Source organism: Streptomyces sp. NPDC016677, from assembly GCF_055562815.1.
Genome location: NZ_JBVHEO010000008.1, coordinates 199,224 through 217,930, shown reverse-complemented (window position 1 = coordinate 217,930; position 18,707 = coordinate 199,224). Strand labels below are relative to the sequence as shown.

12 protein-coding genes are annotated in these 18,707 nt (G+C 72.4%); 3 read left to right on the top strand and 9 right to left on the bottom strand.

The window, feature by feature from the left end; genetic code table 11:
* The first annotated feature begins 26 nt into the window (after positions 1-26).
* The 3 genes from ACZ3IG_RS22715 to ACZ3IG_RS22705 all read left to right on the top strand — a co-directional run bounded on the left by ACZ3IG_RS22715 (position 27) and on the right by ACZ3IG_RS22705 (position 4,311).
* Positions 27-2,360 carry a polysaccharide lyase 8 family protein gene (locus ACZ3IG_RS22715; RefSeq protein WP_467434260.1) on the top strand — a complete coding sequence of 778 codons (2,334 nt, stop codon included), beginning with the start codon at positions 27-29 and terminating at the stop codon, positions 2,358-2,360.
* Positions 2,361-2,514: 154 nt separating this feature from the next.
* On the top strand, positions 2,515-4,098 hold the full coding sequence (locus ACZ3IG_RS22710) for an acyl-CoA carboxylase subunit beta (protein ID WP_403543916.1): 1,584 nt from the start codon (positions 2,515-2,517) through the stop codon (positions 4,096-4,098).
* Between the two features lie 18 nt (positions 4,099-4,116).
* Positions 4,117-4,311 carry an acyl-CoA carboxylase subunit epsilon gene (locus ACZ3IG_RS22705; protein WP_215169998.1) on the top strand — a complete coding sequence of 65 codons (195 nt, stop codon included), beginning with the start codon at positions 4,117-4,119 and terminating at the stop codon, positions 4,309-4,311.
* A gap of 3 nt (positions 4,312-4,314) precedes the next feature.
* On the opposite strand, the gene ACZ3IG_RS22700 is transcribed toward ACZ3IG_RS22705, so the two are convergent.
* The 9 genes from ACZ3IG_RS22700 to ACZ3IG_RS22660 all read right to left on the bottom strand — a co-directional run bounded on the left by ACZ3IG_RS22700 (position 4,315) and on the right by ACZ3IG_RS22660 (position 18,403).
* Positions 4,315-7,335 (bottom strand): NACHT domain-containing protein, encoded by a 3,021-nt coding sequence (locus ACZ3IG_RS22700; protein ID WP_467434258.1) that lies wholly within the window; start codon positions 7,333-7,335, stop codon positions 4,315-4,317.
* Between the two features lie 81 nt (positions 7,336-7,416).
* Complete coding sequence (locus tag ACZ3IG_RS22695) at positions 7,417-7,998, bottom strand: GTP-binding protein (protein ID WP_009314218.1); 582 nt, start codon at positions 7,996-7,998, stop codon at positions 7,417-7,419.
* Entirely contained in the window at positions 7,979-8,548 is a 570-nt protein-coding gene (locus ACZ3IG_RS22690; protein WP_467434257.1) for a DUF742 domain-containing protein, read from the bottom strand. Before ACZ3IG_RS22690 ends, ACZ3IG_RS22695 begins: the two co-directional genes overlap by 20 nt.
* 94 nt (positions 8,549-8,642) lie before the next feature.
* Positions 8,643-9,056 (bottom strand): roadblock/LC7 domain-containing protein, encoded by a 414-nt coding sequence (locus ACZ3IG_RS22685; RefSeq protein WP_189419756.1) that lies wholly within the window; start codon positions 9,054-9,056, stop codon positions 8,643-8,645.
* 10 nt (positions 9,057-9,066) lie between these two features.
* Positions 9,067-12,285, bottom strand: a complete 3,219-nt coding sequence (locus ACZ3IG_RS22680) for a sensor histidine kinase (protein WP_467434256.1) — start codon at positions 12,283-12,285, stop codon at positions 9,067-9,069.
* Positions 12,286-12,690: 405 nt separating this feature from the next.
* Positions 12,691-13,266, bottom strand: a complete 576-nt coding sequence (locus ACZ3IG_RS22675) for a GTP-binding protein (protein ID WP_137308836.1) — start codon at positions 13,264-13,266, stop codon at positions 12,691-12,693.
* Entirely contained in the window at positions 13,247-13,645 is a 399-nt protein-coding gene (locus ACZ3IG_RS22670; RefSeq protein WP_003973454.1) for a DUF742 domain-containing protein, read from the bottom strand. The genes ACZ3IG_RS22675 and ACZ3IG_RS22670 overlap by 20 nt, the downstream gene beginning before the upstream one ends.
* Positions 13,646-13,756: 111 nt before the next feature.
* Positions 13,757-14,170: a roadblock/LC7 domain-containing protein gene (locus ACZ3IG_RS22665; RefSeq protein WP_003973453.1), complete on the bottom strand. Its 414-nt coding sequence runs from the start codon at positions 14,168-14,170 to the stop codon at positions 13,757-13,759.
* Positions 14,171-14,179: 9 nt separating this feature from the next.
* The gene (locus ACZ3IG_RS22660; protein ID WP_467434255.1) at positions 14,180-18,403 is read right to left on the bottom strand and encodes a sensor histidine kinase; all 4,224 of its coding nucleotides are present in this window, start codon (positions 18,401-18,403) and stop codon (positions 14,180-14,182) included.
* Positions 18,404-18,707: the final 304 nt, after the last annotated feature.

The window sequence follows — 18,707 nt, the reverse complement described above, 5'->3', positions numbered from 1 at the left end:
CGGCCGGCGCCGACGTGGTAGACGGCATGGGCATGACGTCGTTGTCCGGCACCCCCCGCCGCACCGTCCTGCTCGCGGCCGTCCTCGCCGCCGCCCTCGCTCCGGCGCCCGCCACCCGCGCCCGCGCCGGTGAGGACCCCTACGACACCCTCCGCCGGCGCTGGCTCGACCTCTCCCTCGGCACCGGCTACGACCCCGCCGCCGAGCCGTACGCCTCCCGCCTCGCCCGGACCGGCGAGGCCGCCCGCGCGCACCGGGCGGCCATGGCGCCGACGCCCACGTCCCTGTGGCCGGACCTCCCCTTCCCCCCGTCCTCCGGCGTCACCGCCGGCTACGGCCGCCTGTGGACGATGACCCAGGCGTACGTCCAGCGGGGCACCGGCTCGACGGGCGACCCCGCACTCCTCGCCGGGGTCCTGCGCGGCCTCGACCACCTCTCCGCCACCGTCTACAACACCGCCACCGCTCCCTACGGCAACTGGTGGGACTGGCAGATCGGCAGTCCCCGGCTCCTCACGGACATCGTGGCCGCTCTCCACGGACACCTCGGCGCCGAGCGGATCGGCGCCGCCTGCGCGGCCGTGGACCACTTCGTCCCGGACACGGCGCTCGGGGAGTACGCGGGCACCTCCACCGGCGCCAACCGCGTCGACCTGTGCCGCTCGGTCGCCCTGCGCGGTGTCCTCGGCCGCGCCCCGGAGAAGATCGCCCTCGCCCGCGACGCCCTCTCCCCGGTCTTCCCGTACGTCACGCGGGGCGACGGGTTCCACGCCGACGGGTCGTTCGTACAGCACACCTGGGTCGCGTACTCGGGGACGTACGGGCAGGTCCTGCTCGACGGGCTCGGCAGGCTGTTCACGCTGCTGGCCGGGTCGGAGTGGGAGGTGCGGGATCCGGCGCGGCAGAACATCCTCGACAGCGTCGAGCACGCCTTCGCGCCGCTGATCCTCGACGGGCTGGTCATGGACTGTGTCAGCGGGCGGGCCATCAGCCGTGGGCTGTCCGGGGGCGGCGGGGGCGTGCTGCGGGGGGACCACTGTCGCGGGCAGCGGCTCATCGCCGCGATGGCCGTCCTGGCGGGCGGGGCGAGCGCGGCGGAGCGGGAGCGCTGGCACGCGCGGATCAAGGGGTGGATCGAACGGGATGCCGTGTCGCCGGTGCTGACGGCCCCGCAGTTCGGCGTCGCGGATCTGGCGCGGCTGCGGGCCATCGCCGACGCGCCCGGGGCGGCGGCGCCCGAGCCCGTGGGGCACCGGCTGTTCGCGGCCATGGACCGCGCCGTCCACCGGCGTCCCGGCTTCACCGCCGCCCTGTCCATGGCCAGCGACCGCATCGCCCACTACGAGTGCGGCAACGGCGAGAACCCGCGCGGCTGGCACACCGGCGCCGGATGGCTCTCCTGGTGGCCGGCCGGGCGGCAGGGGGACCAGTACACCGACTGGTACTGGCCCACCGTCGACTGGTACCGCCTGCCCGGTACGACCGTCTCCACCCGGCGCCTCGCCGACCGGGCGGGCGGCGAGTGGGGCAAGCCCCGGCCCGACGTGCGGTGGGTGGGCGGGACGACGGACGGGGAGTACGCGGTGGCCGGGCAGCACCTGAAAGGGCTGGAGTCGACGCTGGAAGCGCGGAAGTCCTGGTTCTTCACCGACGACGCCGTGGTGTGTCTCGGGGCCGGGATCAGCTGCGCGGACGGGGTGCCGGTCGAGACGGTCGTCGACAACCGGAACCTGGGTGAGGCCGGTACCGCCGCCTTCACGCGCGGCCGGGACTGGGCGCACCTCGCCGGCCACGGCGGCTGGGTCGTCCTGGACGGCGGCGAACTGCGCACCCTGCGCGAGGACCGCACCGGCGCCTGGGCCGACATCAACAGCGCCGGCGCCACCGAGCGCCGCACCCGGCGCTGGCAGACCCTCTGGCTGGACCACGGCACCGACCCGGCCGGCGCGGCGTACGCCTATGTCCTGTTCCCGGGGGCCGGGAGGGAAGCGGTCGTGGGGCGTGCCGCCGACCGGCACTGGTTGTCGGTCCTCGCCAACGACCCGGACCGTCAGGCGGTGTCCGTCCCCGCGCTGGGGCTGACGGCGGCCACCTTCTGGCGGGCGGGTACCGTGGGGCCGCTCACCGCGACCGCCGGGGCGAGCGTCCTGGTCCGCGGCCGGGGCCGTACCGCCACGCTCCACCTCAGCGAACCACCCCGTACGGGCGAACCGCTGGAGATCACCTGGGACCACCCGGTGGGCGTGCCGGTCCGGGCCGACGAGACGGTCGAGATCCTGTCCACCGGCCGCCGGCTGCGCCTGCGCGTCACTCCGGGGACGGTATGCGCCACCCATCGATGTGAGGTGTCTCTCAGCTGACGCGTTTGTGTGACCTCTACAACGGTCCGGCCCTCTGAGCAGTCGAAACGGCTGCCCGCCGTAATGGTTCTGTTCAGGTGTACCAGGAAAACCCGCCGGAGACTGTACGGAGTCGACGGCGTGCTTTCCTTGGTCGGCTTCGTAAGGTCACTACATGACCGTTTTGGATGAGGCGCCGGGTGAGCCGACGGACGCGCGCGGGCGGGTCGCCGAGCTGCACGAGATCCGTGCGCGGGCGCTGGCCGGGCCGAGCGAGAAGGCCACGGCGGCGCAGCACGCCAAGGGCAAGCTGACCGCGCGGGAGCGGATCGAACTGCTGCTGGACCCGGGGTCCTTCCGGGAGGTCGAGCAGTTGCGCCGGCACCGGGCGACCGGGTTCGGCCTGGAGGCCAAGAAGCCGCACACCGACGGTGTGATCACCGGCTGGGGGACGGTCGAGGGCCGTACGGTCTTCGTCTACGCGCACGACTTCCGGATCTTCGGCGGGGCGCTCGGCGAGGCGCACGCCACCAAGATCCACAAGATCATGGACATGGCCATCGCGGCCGGAGCGCCGCTGGTCTCCCTGAACGACGGCGCGGGCGCCCGTATCCAGGAGGGCGTCAGCGCCCTCGCCGGCTACGGCGGCATCTTCCAGCGCAACACCAAGGCGAGCGGGGTCATCCCGCAGATCTCGGTGATGCTGGGCCCGTGCGCGGGCGGCGCGGCCTACAGCCCCGCCCTGACCGACTTCGTCTTCATGGTCCGCGAGACCTCGCAGATGTTCATCACCGGCCCGGACGTGGTCAAGGCGGTGACGGGCGAGGAGATCACCCAGAACGGTCTGGGCGGCGCGGACGTGCACGCCGAGACGTCGGGCGTCTGCCACTTCGCGTACGACGACGAGGAGACCTGCCTCGCCGAGGTCCGCTACCTGCTGTCGCTGCTGCCGCAGAACAACCGGGAGAACCCGCCGCGCACCGAGTCCGCGGACCCCGTCGACCGGCGCTCCGACGTCCTCCTCGACCTGGTGCCGGCCGACGGCAACCGCCCGTACGACATGGCCAAGGTCATCGAGGAGATCGTCGACGACGGCGACTACCTGGAGGTCCACGAGCGCTGGGCCCGCAACATCATCTGCGCGCTGGCCCGCCTCGACGGCCAGGTCGTCGGCATCGTCGCCAACCAGCCCCAGGTGCTGGCGGGCGTCCTGGACATCGAGGCCAGCGAAAAAGCTGCGCGTTTCGTCCAGATGTGTGACGCTTTCAATATCCCGATCGTCACCTTCCTGGACGTCCCCGGGTTCCTTCCGGGTGTCGACCAGGAGCACGGCGGGATCATCCGGCACGGAGCGAAGCTGCTCTACGCGTACTGCAACGCCACCGTGCCGCGGATCTCCCTGATCCTGCGCAAGGCGTACGGAGGTGCGTACATCGTCATGGACAGCCAGTCCATCGGTGCCGACCTGACCTACGCCTGGCCGACCAACGAGATCGCCGTGATGGGCGCGGAGGGCGCCGCGGGCGTCATCTTCCGGCGGCAGATCGCCGCGGCGGAGGACCCCGAGGCGATGCGCCAGAAGATGGTCAAGGAGTACAAGACCGAGCTGATGCACCCCTACTACGCGGCCGAACGCGGCCTGGTCGACGACGTGATCGACCCGGCCGAGACCCGCGAGGTGCTCGTCAGCTCCCTGGCCATGCTCCAGACCAAGCACGCCGACCTGCCCTCCCGCAAGCACGGCAACCCCCCGCAGTGACCCCGAGGAGTCTGTCGTATGTCCATGCCTGACATCCGTGTCGAGAAGGGCCACGCCGGGCCCGAGGAAGTCGCCGCCATCACGGCCGTCCTGATGGCCCGCGCGGCGTCCCGCCCGGCCGAGGTCGCCCCGTCCCGAGGCGGCAGCGTCCGCGCGGGCTGGCGCCGCCTGGAGCGGGAGCCGGGCTTCCGGGCCCCGCACAGCTGGCGGTAGACCTCAGAAGACGGTGACCTCGACGCCCGGGAAGTCCAGGGCGTCGAGGTCGTCGGGCAGCAGGCAGTCGTACAGCTTGAGCTGCTTGACCTTCGGCGGCGTGAAGTCGGGGGACGACAGCCAGGCGGCGATGTCGACGCCGTGGAGGGACAGGTCCAGGCCGGGCAGTGACGTCGCCGCGCTCAGGTGCGCGGGCAGGCAGATCTTGTCTGCCACCACCAGGAGGCGCGTCAGGTGGGGGCAGCCGGCGAGAAAGGCGAGGTCCGCGGTCTCGTCGAGGCCCCACAGGATGAGACTCCCGAGGCCGTGCCCGAGGCGCACTCCGTCGAGGGAGGGCATCCCCCGCAAGCCGAGGTGCAGCAGCTTCAAGTGCTCCAGCTCGGTGAACACGTCGAGGTGGTGCATCGTCATGTCGCCGTCCAGCGCCAGGTACTTGAGTCCGGGCAGCCGCCGCAGCACCCGCAGGTCGACCTCGCCGCGCAACTGGTAGAGCTGCAAGTTGATCAGGGACGGCATGTCACCCACAGCCACGAATCGGGTGAAGGGGTACATGACGCTCAGCTCGGTCACCGATGTCAGTCCGGTGACGACGTGCCACTGGGCGGAATGGGTGAGCTTGACGGTGTGGCCGTCGAGCCGCAGCCGTGACAGCACCCGGTCGGCGTACGCGGCGGCGTCGAAGTAGCCCCACGCGTCGATGAGCGCCTCGACCACACGGTCCCTCTCGTCCCCCGTGTACCCCTCCAGCACCTCCAGCGCGTCCTCGCCGCCGATCAAGGCGGCCGTCTGCACGGTGTACGCCGCCGCCGCCTCCGTCAGCCCCGCCCCCGACCGCGGCAGCCACCGCAGCAGACTCGGTCCCACCGCCGCCAGCGCGGCCGGGTCGGTCGGTCGGCGAGCGGGCAGCAGGGTGGTCACCGCCGCGTCCAGGCGCGCGGCCAGCTTCTCGGGTACCTCCGGCAGCGTCTCCTGGCACGCCGCCGCCACCAGCCGCAGCGTCCGCGCGTTGCGGGGCTCGGAGTCCGCCCGGTCCAGGATGCCGCCGAGCAGTTCCTCCCGCTGGCGGGCGTTGGCGTGGCCGGCCGCCATGATGACCGTCTCCCGCCACAGGTCCAGGTGGGCCCGCCCGACCAGGTTGCCCATCCGGTCCTCCTCGGCGGCCTCCGCCGCCGCCAGGTACTCCTGGAAGGTGCGGTGTACGAAGTCCAGGCGTCCCTGCGCGGGGGAGCGCAGCACTCCCGCGCGGTCCCGCAACTGCCGCAGCACGTGCTCCCCGTCCAGCGGGTCCAGGTGCCGCATCGCCCTGAGCTTCGCCCCGACGTGCACCGCCGCCTGCTCCAGGGCGATCTCGCTGCGGTTGTTGTCCGACAGCCGCCAGGCCAGATCGCGCAGGAGGATCAGCTTGTCGCCGAGGCTCAGCGGGCTGTCCATCGCGCTCGGCACGTTCCGGTCCGCGTCCCGGTCGTGGACCAGGGTGTGCAGCGCGCTGCGGTACAGCTCCATCCGGTCGCGCGGAAGATGCCGCCCCCGGTTGAGGTGCATCGCGCAGACCATCGCCGCCAGCAGCGGAGTCCCCGCCAGCGACTGCAGATGCGCCCGGTCCTTCAGGCTCGCCAGCAGTGACTGCTCGTACTGCGGAAGGTCCTCCACCGGGCAGGGCAGCTCCTCGCCCAGTTCCCGCACCGCCTGGTGCCACTGGCGTACGAAGGCCGCCAGGTCCGGCGGGGTCATCCGGTCCAGGTGCAGCGCGGTGAAGTCCTCGCGCCGCAGCCAGTCCGCGCCGGCCGCGGCGGGCCGGGAGGTGACGACGACCCGTACGCCGGGATACGCCGACAGCAGCCGGCGCAGCCAGTCCCGTACCGCCCGGCGCTCCCGGTCGAGCAGCTCGTCCACCCCGTCGATCAGCAGCAGCGCCCGGCCGCTGTCGAGCTGCCGTTCCACCCAGCCCCTGGGCATGATGCCGGTGAGCGGCGCCGCCACCCCGTCGAGCATCGCCTCCGGCGCGGGCAGCGGGCGGCCGCTGTACTCGCGCAGCTTGACGACGACCGGGGTGAGCCCGTTCCACTCCGCCAGTTCCCCGGTGAAGGCGCCGCGGGCCGCTGTGACGGCCAGCCAGCGCAGCAGGGTCGTCTTGCCGGAGCCGGCCTCGCCGCGCAGCAGGACACGGGCGGAGCCCCGCAGCGCGGCCTCCACCCGCATGCCGGAGGCGTCGCCGCCCGGCGCTTCTTCCCAGTCGCTCATGTCGGCCCGCAGCCGGGGCAGCGAGCGGGCGGTGCGCCGCCACGCGCTGTCGTCCCCGGTGGCCCGCAGGCTGACGTACGCCACCGACAGCCTGACCTGCGCCGCCGCGCGGTCGGAGGCGCGGCGGAACAGCTCGACCTCATCGAGGCTCTCGCTGACCAGCTCCAGGTACCGGCGCCGGAACGCGGTGTCCTGGTCCGTGCCGTCGGGAGCGAACAGGGTACGGTCCGGGAGCCGTTCGAGGATGCGGGCCACCTCGCCGCCCAGCGTGGAGGTCCGCACCAGCAGCTCGGCCGCCGCGCGTTCCTCGAAGACCGGCAGACTGCGCACGATCCGGACGTAGTACTCCACGCACTCGGTGAAGAGCCGCTCGTACAGGCTGCCCTCCGCCTCGCCGAGCCCCACCGGGGCGCGCACCGCCCCGGTGATCCGCCGGATCAGCTCGGCCGGCTGGGCGTCGGCCGCCAGCAGTGCCTCGTCCGAGAGGTCGGCCGCCGCGAACGTGTCGCAGACCGCGTCGATCACCGCCCGGCGCCCGGACTCCTCCAGCCCCTTGAACTCGTGCTCCAGGTACGGCTCCAGCCGGTCGAACACCGCGTCGGCGATCTGCTCGAACTGCCGTTTCACCGACCGTGAGAACTTCACTCCGGGCACCCGCACCCGGGCCAGTTCCTCGATCGTCAGGTGACGTTCCTGCTCACGCGCCTTCCCCCCGAGCCATATCCGCGCCGCCGTGCTCGCCACGGTCGTCCCCAGCCGCAGCGCGGCCGCCTCTGCGCTCATCTCCACCCCCCGGTGCGACGACGTACGGCCCCCATCCCTCCCACAGGAGGAACGGGGGCCGCAACCGATTCGTGCCGATCGTTACCGCAGCCGGGCCATCAGCGCGTGCTCGACCAGCGTGATCAGCGCGCTCTTGGCGTCGGCCCGGTGGCGGGCGTCGGTGGTGATGATCGGGGTGTCGGGCCCGATCTGCAGCGCCTCGCGGACCTCGTCCGGGTTGTACGGCTGCTGTCCGTCGAAGCCGTTCAGGGCGATCACGAAGGGGAGGCCGCTGTTCTCGAAGTAGTCGACCGCCGGGAAGCAGTCCGCCAGACGGCGCGTGTCGACCAGCACGATCGCGCCGATGGCGCCGCGCACCAGGTCGTCCCACATGAACCAGAAGCGGTCCTGGCCGGGCGTACCGAAGAGGTACAGGATCAGGTCCTGGTCGAGGGTGATGCGGCCGAAGTCCATGGCGACCGTGGTGGTCGTCTTGTCGCCGGTGTGGGTGAGGTCGTCGATGCCCGCCGACGCGGATGTCATCACGGCCTCGGTGCGCAGCGGGTTGATCTCCGAGACGGCGCCGACGAACGTGGTCTTACCCACGCCGAAACCGCCGGCCACCACGATCTTCGCGGACGTGGTGGAGCGGGAAGGCCCTCCGCTAGAGCTTGCGAAGTCCACTGAGCACCCTTTCGAGCAGTGTCACGTCTGGCTGGCCGCCGGCGTTGTCGTCGCCGCCGGGCTGATGGATGGCGACCAGGCCCGCCTCCGCCAAGTCGGCGACGAGAATCCTGGCCACGCCGAGAGGGATGGTCAGCAGGGCCGAGATCTCGGCCACCGACTTGATCTCCCGGCAGAGCTGGCAGATCCGCTGATGCTCGGGCAACTGGCCCTGCATCTGGTGCGGCTGCGCGGTGGTGTGCACCAGCGCCTCGATGGCGAGCTGGTACCGCGGGCGGGTCCGGCCGCCGGTCATGGCGTACGGACGCACCAGGGGGTTGTTCGACGCCCCGGCGGGCGCGGGCTCAGGGGCGCGGCGCTGCGGCTGCACGGGCTGGATGCGCGGGGCCTGCGGCTGGTCGTACGGCGAAGGGCCGGGGCCCTGCGGCGCGTACGGCTGCTGGTGGCTGGGCGCGGAGGGGAAGCCGTACGGGTACGCACCGTCGCCGTGGCCCTGTGCGGGGCCGTACGACCAGTTGCCCGAAGACGGACTGCCTGGGGGTGTTGCCACTTTCTCCTCCTCCGACTGTGCCTGGCACCCATCACTGTGGAGCCGCGTCCCGAAACCTTACGGCCACGGGACGCCAAAACGCACCGTCTGCCCGTTAGTTGAGAAGGCTCCCCTGAAGCTCGGCGCGCAGGTCCGGCGTCAGGACCGTACCGGCTCGGTCGACGAGAAGGGCCATCTCGTACCCAATGAGACCGATGTCCGCTTCCGGGTGTGCGAGAACCGCGAGGGAGGAACCGTCGGAGATGGACATGATGAAGAGGAATCCCCGCTCCATCTCCACAACCGTCTGGTTCACATGGCCGCCCTCGAAGATGCGCGAGGCACCCGCGGTCAGCGAGGTCAGACCGGAGGCGACGGCCGCGAGCTGGTCGGCGCGGTCGCGCGGGAAACCTTCGGACATCGCCAGAAGGAGTCCGTCGGCGGAGACCACCACCGTGTGGGACACCCCCGGGGTGTTGTCCACGAAGTTGGTGATCAACCAGTTCAGGTTCTGTGCCGCCTGGCTCATCGGGCTCACACTAACGCTCCTGGTCGTAGGTGCTGTCAGGACCACTGCGGTGAGACCCAGTGGCCTGGCCGTTGTTCGTTTCACTGCCCGCGCTGCGGCCTCGTTCGACACCGCGGCGCAGGTTGCTCAGCCGGCCCCGGACATCCTCCGGGGCACGGGAGACCTGGGGGCCTCCCTGGGGGGTGGTCTCGGCGGCGCCCTCGACCAGGTTGGCCTTGGGTACCCGCCGGGGCAGACCGGAGGGGGTCACTCCGCCCGCCTTCGGCTTCTTCAGCTGGGAAGCCTGCTGCCAGCGCTCGTCGTTGGCCGACCGCCAGGAGCCCTCGGCACCGTCCGCGCCGTTGCCCTCCGGGGCGGACCCCGACGGCTCCGCGGCCGCGCGGTGCGCACCGCCCCCGGCGGCACCGCGGCGCGGGAGCCCGGCGTCGGTCAGGTCGTGGACGGCGGACGGGGCCGGTCCCGGACGCTCGAAGCCTACGCGCTCGGATTCGCCCGCGTCAGCGGCCTGGGCGGACTGGGCCGCCGCCGTGTCCGCAGGGTACTGGGCCGGGTAGCCGTTCTGGTAGCCGTCCTGCCGAGGCCAGTCGTCCTGGACCCCGCCGCCCGGCACGGGACGCTCCGGCAGCCCGGCCCCGGTGTACCCGTTCTGCTGGTAGCCGCCGTCGCCGTCGGGGGAGTAGGCGTCGCCCTGCGGCAGGCCGCCGTCGGGCGCGTAGTACTGCCCGTCGTACGCCTGCTGACCGGGTGCCTCGTACGCGGCCTGCTCCTGACCGGGGTACGGCGCCTGCTGGTCGTAACCCTGGCCGTAGCCCTGGTCGTAGCCGGACGGGCCGGCGAACGGGTCCTGGTACGGGGCCGCGCGGCCGTCGGCGGCCGGGTCCTCCGTGCCGGGCGGGGACTGGGACTCCAGCGCGGCGCGGCGCTCCTCGCGCATCAGGGAGCGGCCGACCGGGTCCAGCTCGCGGATGTCGTCGGGGACCTCCGCGTACCGGCTGTCGTCGAAGCCCAGCTCCGCGGCGGTGCGCAGGGGCTGCTGCTGCCCGCCGAAGTTCTCGCCGCCCTGGAACTGCTGCTCGGGGATGATCTGCGAGACGGTGAAGTCGTCGCGCCGCACCGGGCTCTCGCCGCCGCCGCCGTGCGTGATGGCGTCCGGGAGCATGACCAGAGAGGTGGTGCCGGCCTGCTCGCCGGAGGGGCGCAGCTGGACCCGGATGCCGTGCCGGTCGGCGAGCCGGCCGACCACGAACAGGCCCATGCGCTGCGAGATCGCGGCGTCCACGGTGGGCGGGTTGGCCAGCTTGTGGTTGATGTCCGCGAAGTCCTCGGCGGTCAGGCCGATGCCCTTGTCGTGGATCTCGACCATCACGCGGCCGTCGGGCAGCCGGGTCGCGGTGACGCGGACCTTGGTCTGCGGGGAGGAGAACGTGGTGGCGTTCTCCAGCAGTTCGGCGAGCAGGTGGACGAGGTCGGTGACGGCGCGGCCGTGGATCTCGGCCTCCGGTACGCCGGACAGCTCGATGCGCTCGTACTGCTCCACCTCGGAGGAGGCGGCGCGCAGCACGTCGACCAGCGGGACCGGCTGGTCCCAGCGGCGGCCGGGCTCCTCGCCGGCGAGGACCAGCAGGTTCTCGCCGTTGCGGCGCATGCGGGTGGCCAGGTGGTCCAGGCGGAAGAGGCTCTCCAGCTGGTCCGGGTCGGCCTCGTTGTTCTCCAGGTCGGTGATCAGGGTCAGCTGGCCCTCGATCAGCGACTGGTTGCGGCGCGAGAGGTTGGTGAAGATCGCGTTGATGTTGCCCCGCAGCAGGGCCTGCTCGGAGGCGAGCCGGACCGCCTCGCGGTGCACCTGGTCGAAGGCGCGGGCGACCTCGCCGATCTCGTCGGTGGTGGTGATCGGGATCGGGCTGACCCGGGTGTCGACCCGGCCGGGGTCGGTGCGGGAGAGCTGGTCGACCAGGCCCGGCAGCCGCTGCTCGGCGACGCCGAACGCGGCGTTGCGCAGCTGCCGCATGTTGCGGCTCATCTGGCGGGCGACCATGCCGGCCAGGATGAACGCGGCGAGCAGCGCGATGACCACGGCGGCGCCGGTGACGTAGGTGTCGCGCGCGGCCTCGTCGGCTATCGCGGACGCCTCGCTCACGGCCTTGTCGGCCATGTCCGACTCGATCGCGCGGTAGGCGTCGAACTTCAGGGTGGTGACCGCCCACCAGTTGGCCGGCGTGATGCCCTGCTGGGCCAGGGAGGCGCGGGCGCTGGTGTCGGTGGAGGAGAGCTGGGCCAGCTCGGAGACCATCGTGGTCGGGTTGGACGGCGGTGCCACGTAGTCGGGGTCCTCGGCCGCGGCCTCCTTGGCCAGGGCCGCGCCGTCCGTCTTGATCTTCGCCTCGGCGTCTTCCAGCTTCTTGGCGTCCGCCTCGGTGCCGCCGCCGAGGTACTCCTCGACGGCTATGCCCTCCAGATAGGCGTACGAGGAGAGGGCGACGCGCTGGCTGGCCAGGTGGCTGGGCTCCGGACCCGGCTTGGTCAGCATGTGCATGCCGATGGCGCGTTCCAGCGAGAGGGACGCCTTGGTCAGGCCGATCGCGTAGACGGCCCGGCCGTAGGAGGTGATGTTGCCGGTGCCCAGCCCTAGTTCGTTGGCGAACGACATCAGCGGGTGGGCGATCTGGACGTACCCCTCCTCGGTCTCCACGCCCTTGAGCGCGGAGGTGTAGGCGGCGGTGCGCAGCGTCGGCAGGTTGGGTTCCACCTCCCGGAACTGCTGCAGCCGGCGTTCCAGGCCGTCCTTGGCGGGCATGTTCCGGACCGCCTCGTCGAAGGCGTCGGAGGCCCGGTCGGTGGCCTTCCGTGCCTTGAGGACGCTCTCGTCGTCGTCCTTGCCCTGGAGCAGCGGGGCGGCGGAGACGTCCCGCTCGTTGTAGAGGGCGTCGGCGTAGGTGAGGGACGCCCGCACCAGCTTGGCGGTGGACTCGGCGTCCTCGGCGTCCTGCCAGGTGTCCAGGGAGCCCTTCACCTGGAAGCCGCCCATGACGAGGCCGACCAGCACGGGTATGAGCAGGATCGCGTTGAGGCGCGTGCGCACCCGCCAGTTGCGCGGCGACAGACGCCCGCCGCTCGGCGCGGGGGCGGCCTTGGACTGCGGACCGGGCACAGGGGCGGGCGCCGCTGTGCGCGGCGGCGGGGTGAAGTTGCCCCGGGCCGACGGCTCGGGACTGTTCTTGCTTCGCCTCACTCGACCAACAACCTCTCGGCGGTCGGCACCTGTGTCGTGCCGCAGTGTCTCAGAGCCCAGGACGTCACCTACTCATCACCTACGTATTACTGATGAGTATGTCTTTGACCGCCGGGCAGTTCTGGCATTCCAGCACGGCGACCAGCGCTCTTCCAAACACTGTGACGAGAGGATTACATGTGATGTAAGCAGCAGATAAAAGGGTCATAAGGAGCGAGGGGCGTCAAATGGCGGGCCGTCCGTGCGCACAGCGGCACCAGATGTGCGCGACGCGTGGCGGTACCACCCGATTCCTCTGCCGAAACGTTATGAACGCCGGAGCCGACCGTGTCCAAGGACACAGCCGGCTTCCCGGTGCCCACGGCAACTTCCCTGTGCCGTCGTCGATTTGCGTCTGCTTGATCGTTACCGCAGCCGGGCCATCAGCGCGTGCTCGACCAGCGTGATCAGCGCGCTCTTGGCGTCGGCCCGGTGGCGGGCGTCGGTGGTGATGATCGGGGTGTCGGGCCCGATCTGCAGCGCCTCGCGGACCTCGTCCGGGTTGTACGGCTGCTGTCCGTCGAAGCCGTTCAGGGCGATCACGAAGGGGAGACCGCTGTTCTCGAAGTAGTCGACGGCGGGGAAGCAGTCGGCGAGCCTCCTCGTGTCGACCAGCACGACCGCGCCGATGGCGCCGCGCACCAGGTCGTCCCACATGAACCAGAAGCGGTCCTGGCCGGGCGTACCGAAGAGGTACAGGATCAGGTCCTGGTCGAGGGTGATGCGGCCGAAGTCCATGGCGACCGTGGTGGTCGTCTTGTCCCCGGTGTGGGTCAGGTCGTCGATGCCCGCCGACGCGGACGTCATGACGGCCTCGGTGCGCAGCGGGTTGATCTCCGAGACGGCGCCGACGAACGTGGTCTTGCCCACGCCGAAGCCGCCGGCCACCACGATCTTGGCGGAGGTCGTCGCCCGACCCCCGTCAGAGCTTGCGAAGTCCACTGAGCACCCTTTCGAGCAGTGTCACGTCCGGCGCGCCGCCGTTGTTCTCGTCGCCGCCCGGCTGGTGGATGGCGACCAGGCCCGCCTCCGCGAGGTCGGCGACCAGGATCCTGGCGACCCCGAGCGGCATGGCGAGCAGGGCCGACACCTCGGCCACCGACTTCACCTCGCGGCACAGGTGGCAGATGCGCTGGTGCTCGGGGAGCAGCCCCATCAGCGCTGCCGGGTCGGCCGTGGTGCTGATCAGCGCCTCGATGGCGAGCTGATAGCGGGGCCGGGTCCGGCCGCCGGTCATCGCGTAAGGACGTACCAGCGGCTGGTCGCCCTCGTCCTCGTACGGTTCCGCGTACGGATCATGAGAGGCGGTGGGCGGGGTCATGGGTCCTCCGGGCGGGGCGGCATGTCGGTAAGTCAAGCCGTCTGGTGTGGCCGGTGGGGGGTTTGTGGCGGCCGGACGGTGATTCGGTGAGACGGGTGGTGCCGGGGCCGATCAGTGGAGCAGACTTCCTTGCAGTTCGGCGCGCAGGTCGGGGGTGAGTACGGCGCCCGCGCGGTCGACGAGCAGCGCCATCTCGTAGCCGACGAGGCCGATGTCGCACTCCGGGTGAGCCAGAACGGCCAGGGACGAGCCGTCCGAGACGGACATGAGGAAGAGGAACCCGCGTTCCATCTCCACGACCGTCTGCGCCACGTTGCCGCCCTCGAAGATCCGGGACGCCCCGGCCGTGAGCGAGGTCAGCCCCGAGGCGACGGCCGCGAGCTGGTCGGCGCGGTCGCGCGGGAAGCCTTCGGACATCGCCAGAAGGAGTCCGTCGGCGGACACGACGACGGTGTGGGACACCCCGGGGGTGTTGTCCACGAAATTCGTGATCAACCAGTTGAGGTTCTGTGCCGCCTGGCTCATCGGGCTCAACTAACGCTCCTGCTGGTGAGTGGGCCTCGGGAAGTTGCCGGTCTGGCCGCTTCCCGCCTGACGGCCCTGTGCGATACCCCGACGGAGATTGGTCAGCCGGCCGCGTACCTCGTCGGGGGCGCGCGAGACCTGCGGACCGCTCTGGTGGGACTGCTGCTGAGCCGTGCCCGGTACGAGGTTCGCACGGGGCACCCGGCGCGGCAGGCCGGAGGTGGTGATACCGCCCGCGGCCGGCTGCCGGACACGCTCTGCCTGCCGGACGAGTTCGTCGTTGGGCGAGCTGCGCCAGGAAGAGGCGGCGGGACGCTGGGGTGCGGCGGGCTGCGCCGCCTCGGGGAGCTGCTGCTCGGGGGCCTGCGGCGCGTCGCCGCCGGCCTGCCGCTCGCGCCGTTCGCCGCGGAACCAGTTGGTCTCCAGCGTGTCGAACAGCGGCGTACGGCCGTCGCCGGGGCCGGTGGCCGGGGGCAGCGCCTCGGGCTCCTGCCGCACGGGCCGCTGCGGACGCTGCAGATGGGTCCCGCCGAAGCCGTCCCCGCGCCCCGCCGACGGCCGCTCGAACTGGCCGGTGACGGCCGGGTCCTGCGGGGCGTACGGGTCCGCGGGGGCCGGGTCCTGCCGGCTGTACGGGTCCTGGCGGTCGTACGCGTCCTGCCGGTCGTACGCGTCCTGGCGATCGTACGGGGCACCGGGCGCCGTGTCCGGCCGGTCGAACCGGCCGGTGGCGGCCGGGTCGCGGGGCTCGAAGCCCTGCGCCCCGAACGCGTCCTCGCGGGCCGGGTCCGGCCGCTCGAACTGGCCGGTGACGGCCGGGTCCTGGCGGTCGTACGACCCGGCCGGAGGCTGCTGCCGGTCGTACTGGCCGGTGGCGGAGGCGTCCTGGCCGCCGTACCGGCCGGCCGTCGACGCGTCCTGCCGGCCGTACCCGCCGGTGCCGTCGAGGTCCTGGCGGTCGAACTGGCCGGTGGCGGCCGGGTCCTGGTGGCCCGGGAGGCCGTGCCGCCCCGTGGCCGAGCCGTCCTCGTACGCCTGCGGGGCGCCGAACCGGTCCTGGCCGGCCGTGCCGCCCGCGCCGTTCGGTCCGGCGGGCGTGCCGAAGACGTCGGAGCGGACGAACGGGCCGTTGTCCCGCGTCCCGTCCTGGCCGCCGCCCTGGGGTCCGTGACCGCCGGGGCGGCCGAACGGGTCGGCGGGCGCCGGAGCGTTCCGTTCCGGCGCGGCGTACCGGCCGGTGTGCCGGGAGTCGGCGGTGCCCGGTGCGGGCGCGTCGAAGTCCGGGCGGGCGAACTCGGCCGTGGCGGCGGGCCCGTCCTGCTCGCCGGGGCGGCCGATCACCGGCATCTCGGCGGTCGCCGCCGGCCCCTGCCGGTCGTCGATCCGGGGGACGGGGGCGGTGCGGGCGACGTCCGGCTCCTCGTGGCCGCGCGGGGCGTCCAGCGCGGCGCGGTCCACGGACGGCTGCGCGTTCTCGTCGCTCCAGCTGGGCACGCGGGGCTGCGGGTTGCCGCCGGGCAGCTCGGCCCGCGGGCCACCGCGCGGCGGCAGCTGCGGACGCCGGCCCCGCTCGGACTCGCCCTGGTCGCCGGGGTTGCCGCCCTTGCGCCGGCCGCGCTGCGGTGCGGCGGGCCCGGCGTTGCCGAAGGCGTCCTGGCCCTGCTGCGGCTGCGGCGCGTTCAGACCCGCGGCCTGCAGGCCCTGCGGGGCGCCCGGCGCCTGACCGGCACCCGCGCCCGCCGGAGCCGGACGGTTCTGCGGAGACTGGGGCGACTGCGGGGCCGACGGCAGCGGTGCCGCCGGGGACTGCGGGCCGCGCGCGCCGCCCGGCTGTCCGCCGTCCCGGCCGGGCAGTGCGGCGCGCGGCCCCTGACCGGGCGCGAGCCGGGGACCGCCCGGGGCACCCGCGCCGAGCGCGCCGCCCTGGCCGCCGCCCGCCCGCCGGGCCGCCGCGGCGCCGGCCGCGGCCTGCGCGGCGGCGGGACCGCCGGTACCGGGCTGACCGGGCTTGCCCTGCGGCTTGCGGCCGCCCTGGGCGACATCGACGGGCAGCATGACCAGCGCGGTCGTACCACCGGAGTCGGACGGGCGCAGCTGGATGCGGATGCCGTGGCGCTGCGACAGGCGGCCGACCACGAACAGACCCATGCGACGGGAGACGGAGACGTCCACGGTGGGCGGCGAGGCCAGCCGCTCGTTGATCGCGGCGAGGTCCTCGGGGGAGAGGCCGATGCCGGTGTCGTGGATCTCGATCAGCACCCGCCCGTCGGGCAGCGCGTGACCGGTGACCTTGACCTTGGTCTGCGGGGAGGAGAACGACGTCGCGTTCTCCAGCAGCTCGGCGAGCAGGTGCACGAGGTCGTTGACGACCCGGCCGGCCACCTCGGTGGTCGGCACGGAGGCCAGCTCGATGCGCTCGTACTGCTCCACCTCGGAGGCGGCGGCACGGAGCACGTCGACCAGCGGCACCGGACGGGTCCAGCGGCGGCCCGGCTCCTCACCGGCGAGGACGAGGAGGTTCTCACCGTTACGGCGCATGCGCGTCGCGAGGTGGTCGAGCTTGAACAGCGAGGACAGCTGGTCCGGGTCGGCCTCGCGGGACTCCAGTTCGGAGATGAGCGACAGCTGACGCTGGATGAGGCCCTGGGAGCGGCGCGAGAGGTTGGTGAACATCGCGTTGACGTTGCCCCGCAGCAGGGCCTGCTCGGCCGCGAGCCGGACCGCCTCGCGGTGCACGTCGTCGAAGGCCGCGGCCACCTTGCCGATCTCGTCCCGGGAGTGCAGGCCGACCGACTCCACGGAGGTGTCGACGTCCTGCGGGTCGGACTCGGAGAGCTGCTTGACCAGCTCGGGCAGCCGGTCGGAGGCGACCCTGGTCGCGGTCTCCTCCAGGCGGCGCAGCGAACGGATCATGGAGCGGGCCACGACGAACGCGCCGACCAGCGAGACACCGAGCACGATCAGGATCAGCGCGCCGGAGAGGATCGCCTCGCGCTCCGACTCGCTGCGCAGCTCACGCGCCTGCTGCTCCATGTCCTCCAGCAGCGTGTGCTCGATGTTCGACATCTGCTGGATCTTGGTGGAGCTGCTGTCCAGCCAGTCCTGGTAGGACTGCTTCTCCATCTCCTCGATGGCGCCCTGGTTGGCGAGGACCCGGCCGGCGTACTTGTCCGCCGACTCGATCGTCGCGTTGCCCTCCTCGATGGGCTGGAGGAGTTCGGTGGAGCCGCTGCCGTAGATGCTGGCGAAGCTGCGCAGGTCGTAGTCCTGGCTGTCCAGGGCCGCCTCGGCGTACAGCCGGTCGTTCTCGGAGAGGCTGCCGGACGCGGTGTTGCTCGCGGGCAGCGCCGCCGCGATGACGGCCCGCTGCACCGAGGCGTACTCCTTGGCGGACGAGAACGCCGACAGCGCGCGGGTGCGCTGGATCATCTCCGGGTTGCTGGTCGCCTCGGCCATGTCCTGGGAGAGGTCCAGGAGGTGGGTGATCAGGCGGTGGTAGGCGTCGACGGTCTGCGTCGAGTTGCGCGGGTCCTCGTAGGCCGAGTTGCGGATCTTGCTCAGGCCGTTGAGCTCGCTGGCGAGACCGACGACGGTGTCGCGCACGCCCTGGAGGTTGCCGTCCTTGCTGGCGGCGTCGATGTCCTCGGAGCCGTCGATGAAGTTGGCCAGGGCCCGGTCGGTCTTCTCCCGGTCGCCCTTCACCGCGGACGCGCTGGAAGAGGAGTTGTGCGCCAGCGGACCCGCCGACTTGTCCCGCTCCTCCTGGAGCGCGGCGGCCAGCTCGGTGGCCCGCGCGGTCATCTCCGTCAGCAGCTTCATGTTGTCGAGCTGCTGGATGTTGTCCATGGAGTCGCTGATGCGCAGGGCACCCAGCGAGGTGGCCGCGACGACCGGGAGCGCCAGCAGGGACACCAGACGGGTGGAGATGCGCCAGTTGCGCAGGGCTATGCGGGAGCCGGGGCCGCTCGGGCCCTTCGCGGGCTTCGCCGCCGACGCCTGGCCCTGCGCACCGGACGCGCCGGGCGTGCCGGAGGAACCGGGCGTGCCGGGGGTCCCCGCGGGGCCGCCCCGTCCGGAGCGTTCGCCGCCGGGGCCGGACGCGGCCGGGCCCGAGGCACCCTTGTGGGCGTGCTGGGCGTGCTGGGGAGAGGAGCTGCCTGTCATGGGGCCAGTCCCACCCTGCGCCTGCGGCTCCGCCGAAGCGCTGCCATCCCTCTTGAAACGTCCCTGCACTAGCGTCGCAACCTCTGGACCAGGCGCCCCTCCGCGTGAACGGCGAGGCACGGTGTCGGCGTCTCGGGGGCGCCCTGAATGCGCCCCCTGATGGTCGTGAGTAACCGGCGCCGGTTCCCCCTCTTGCCGCCACTCGGCGCTTCGGTGCGCCCCCCGTGTGCCGGCTCGATCCTGCGGCGGTCCGTGGAATTCCAGCACAGTGCCGGATCTCCAACAAGGGCCGTGGGAGAGCCCGCGACCAGCGTGACAGCACGTGAGGGGCAGGTCACCGGACGTAGAGAGTGGTCGACGGCAAAACGGGCGT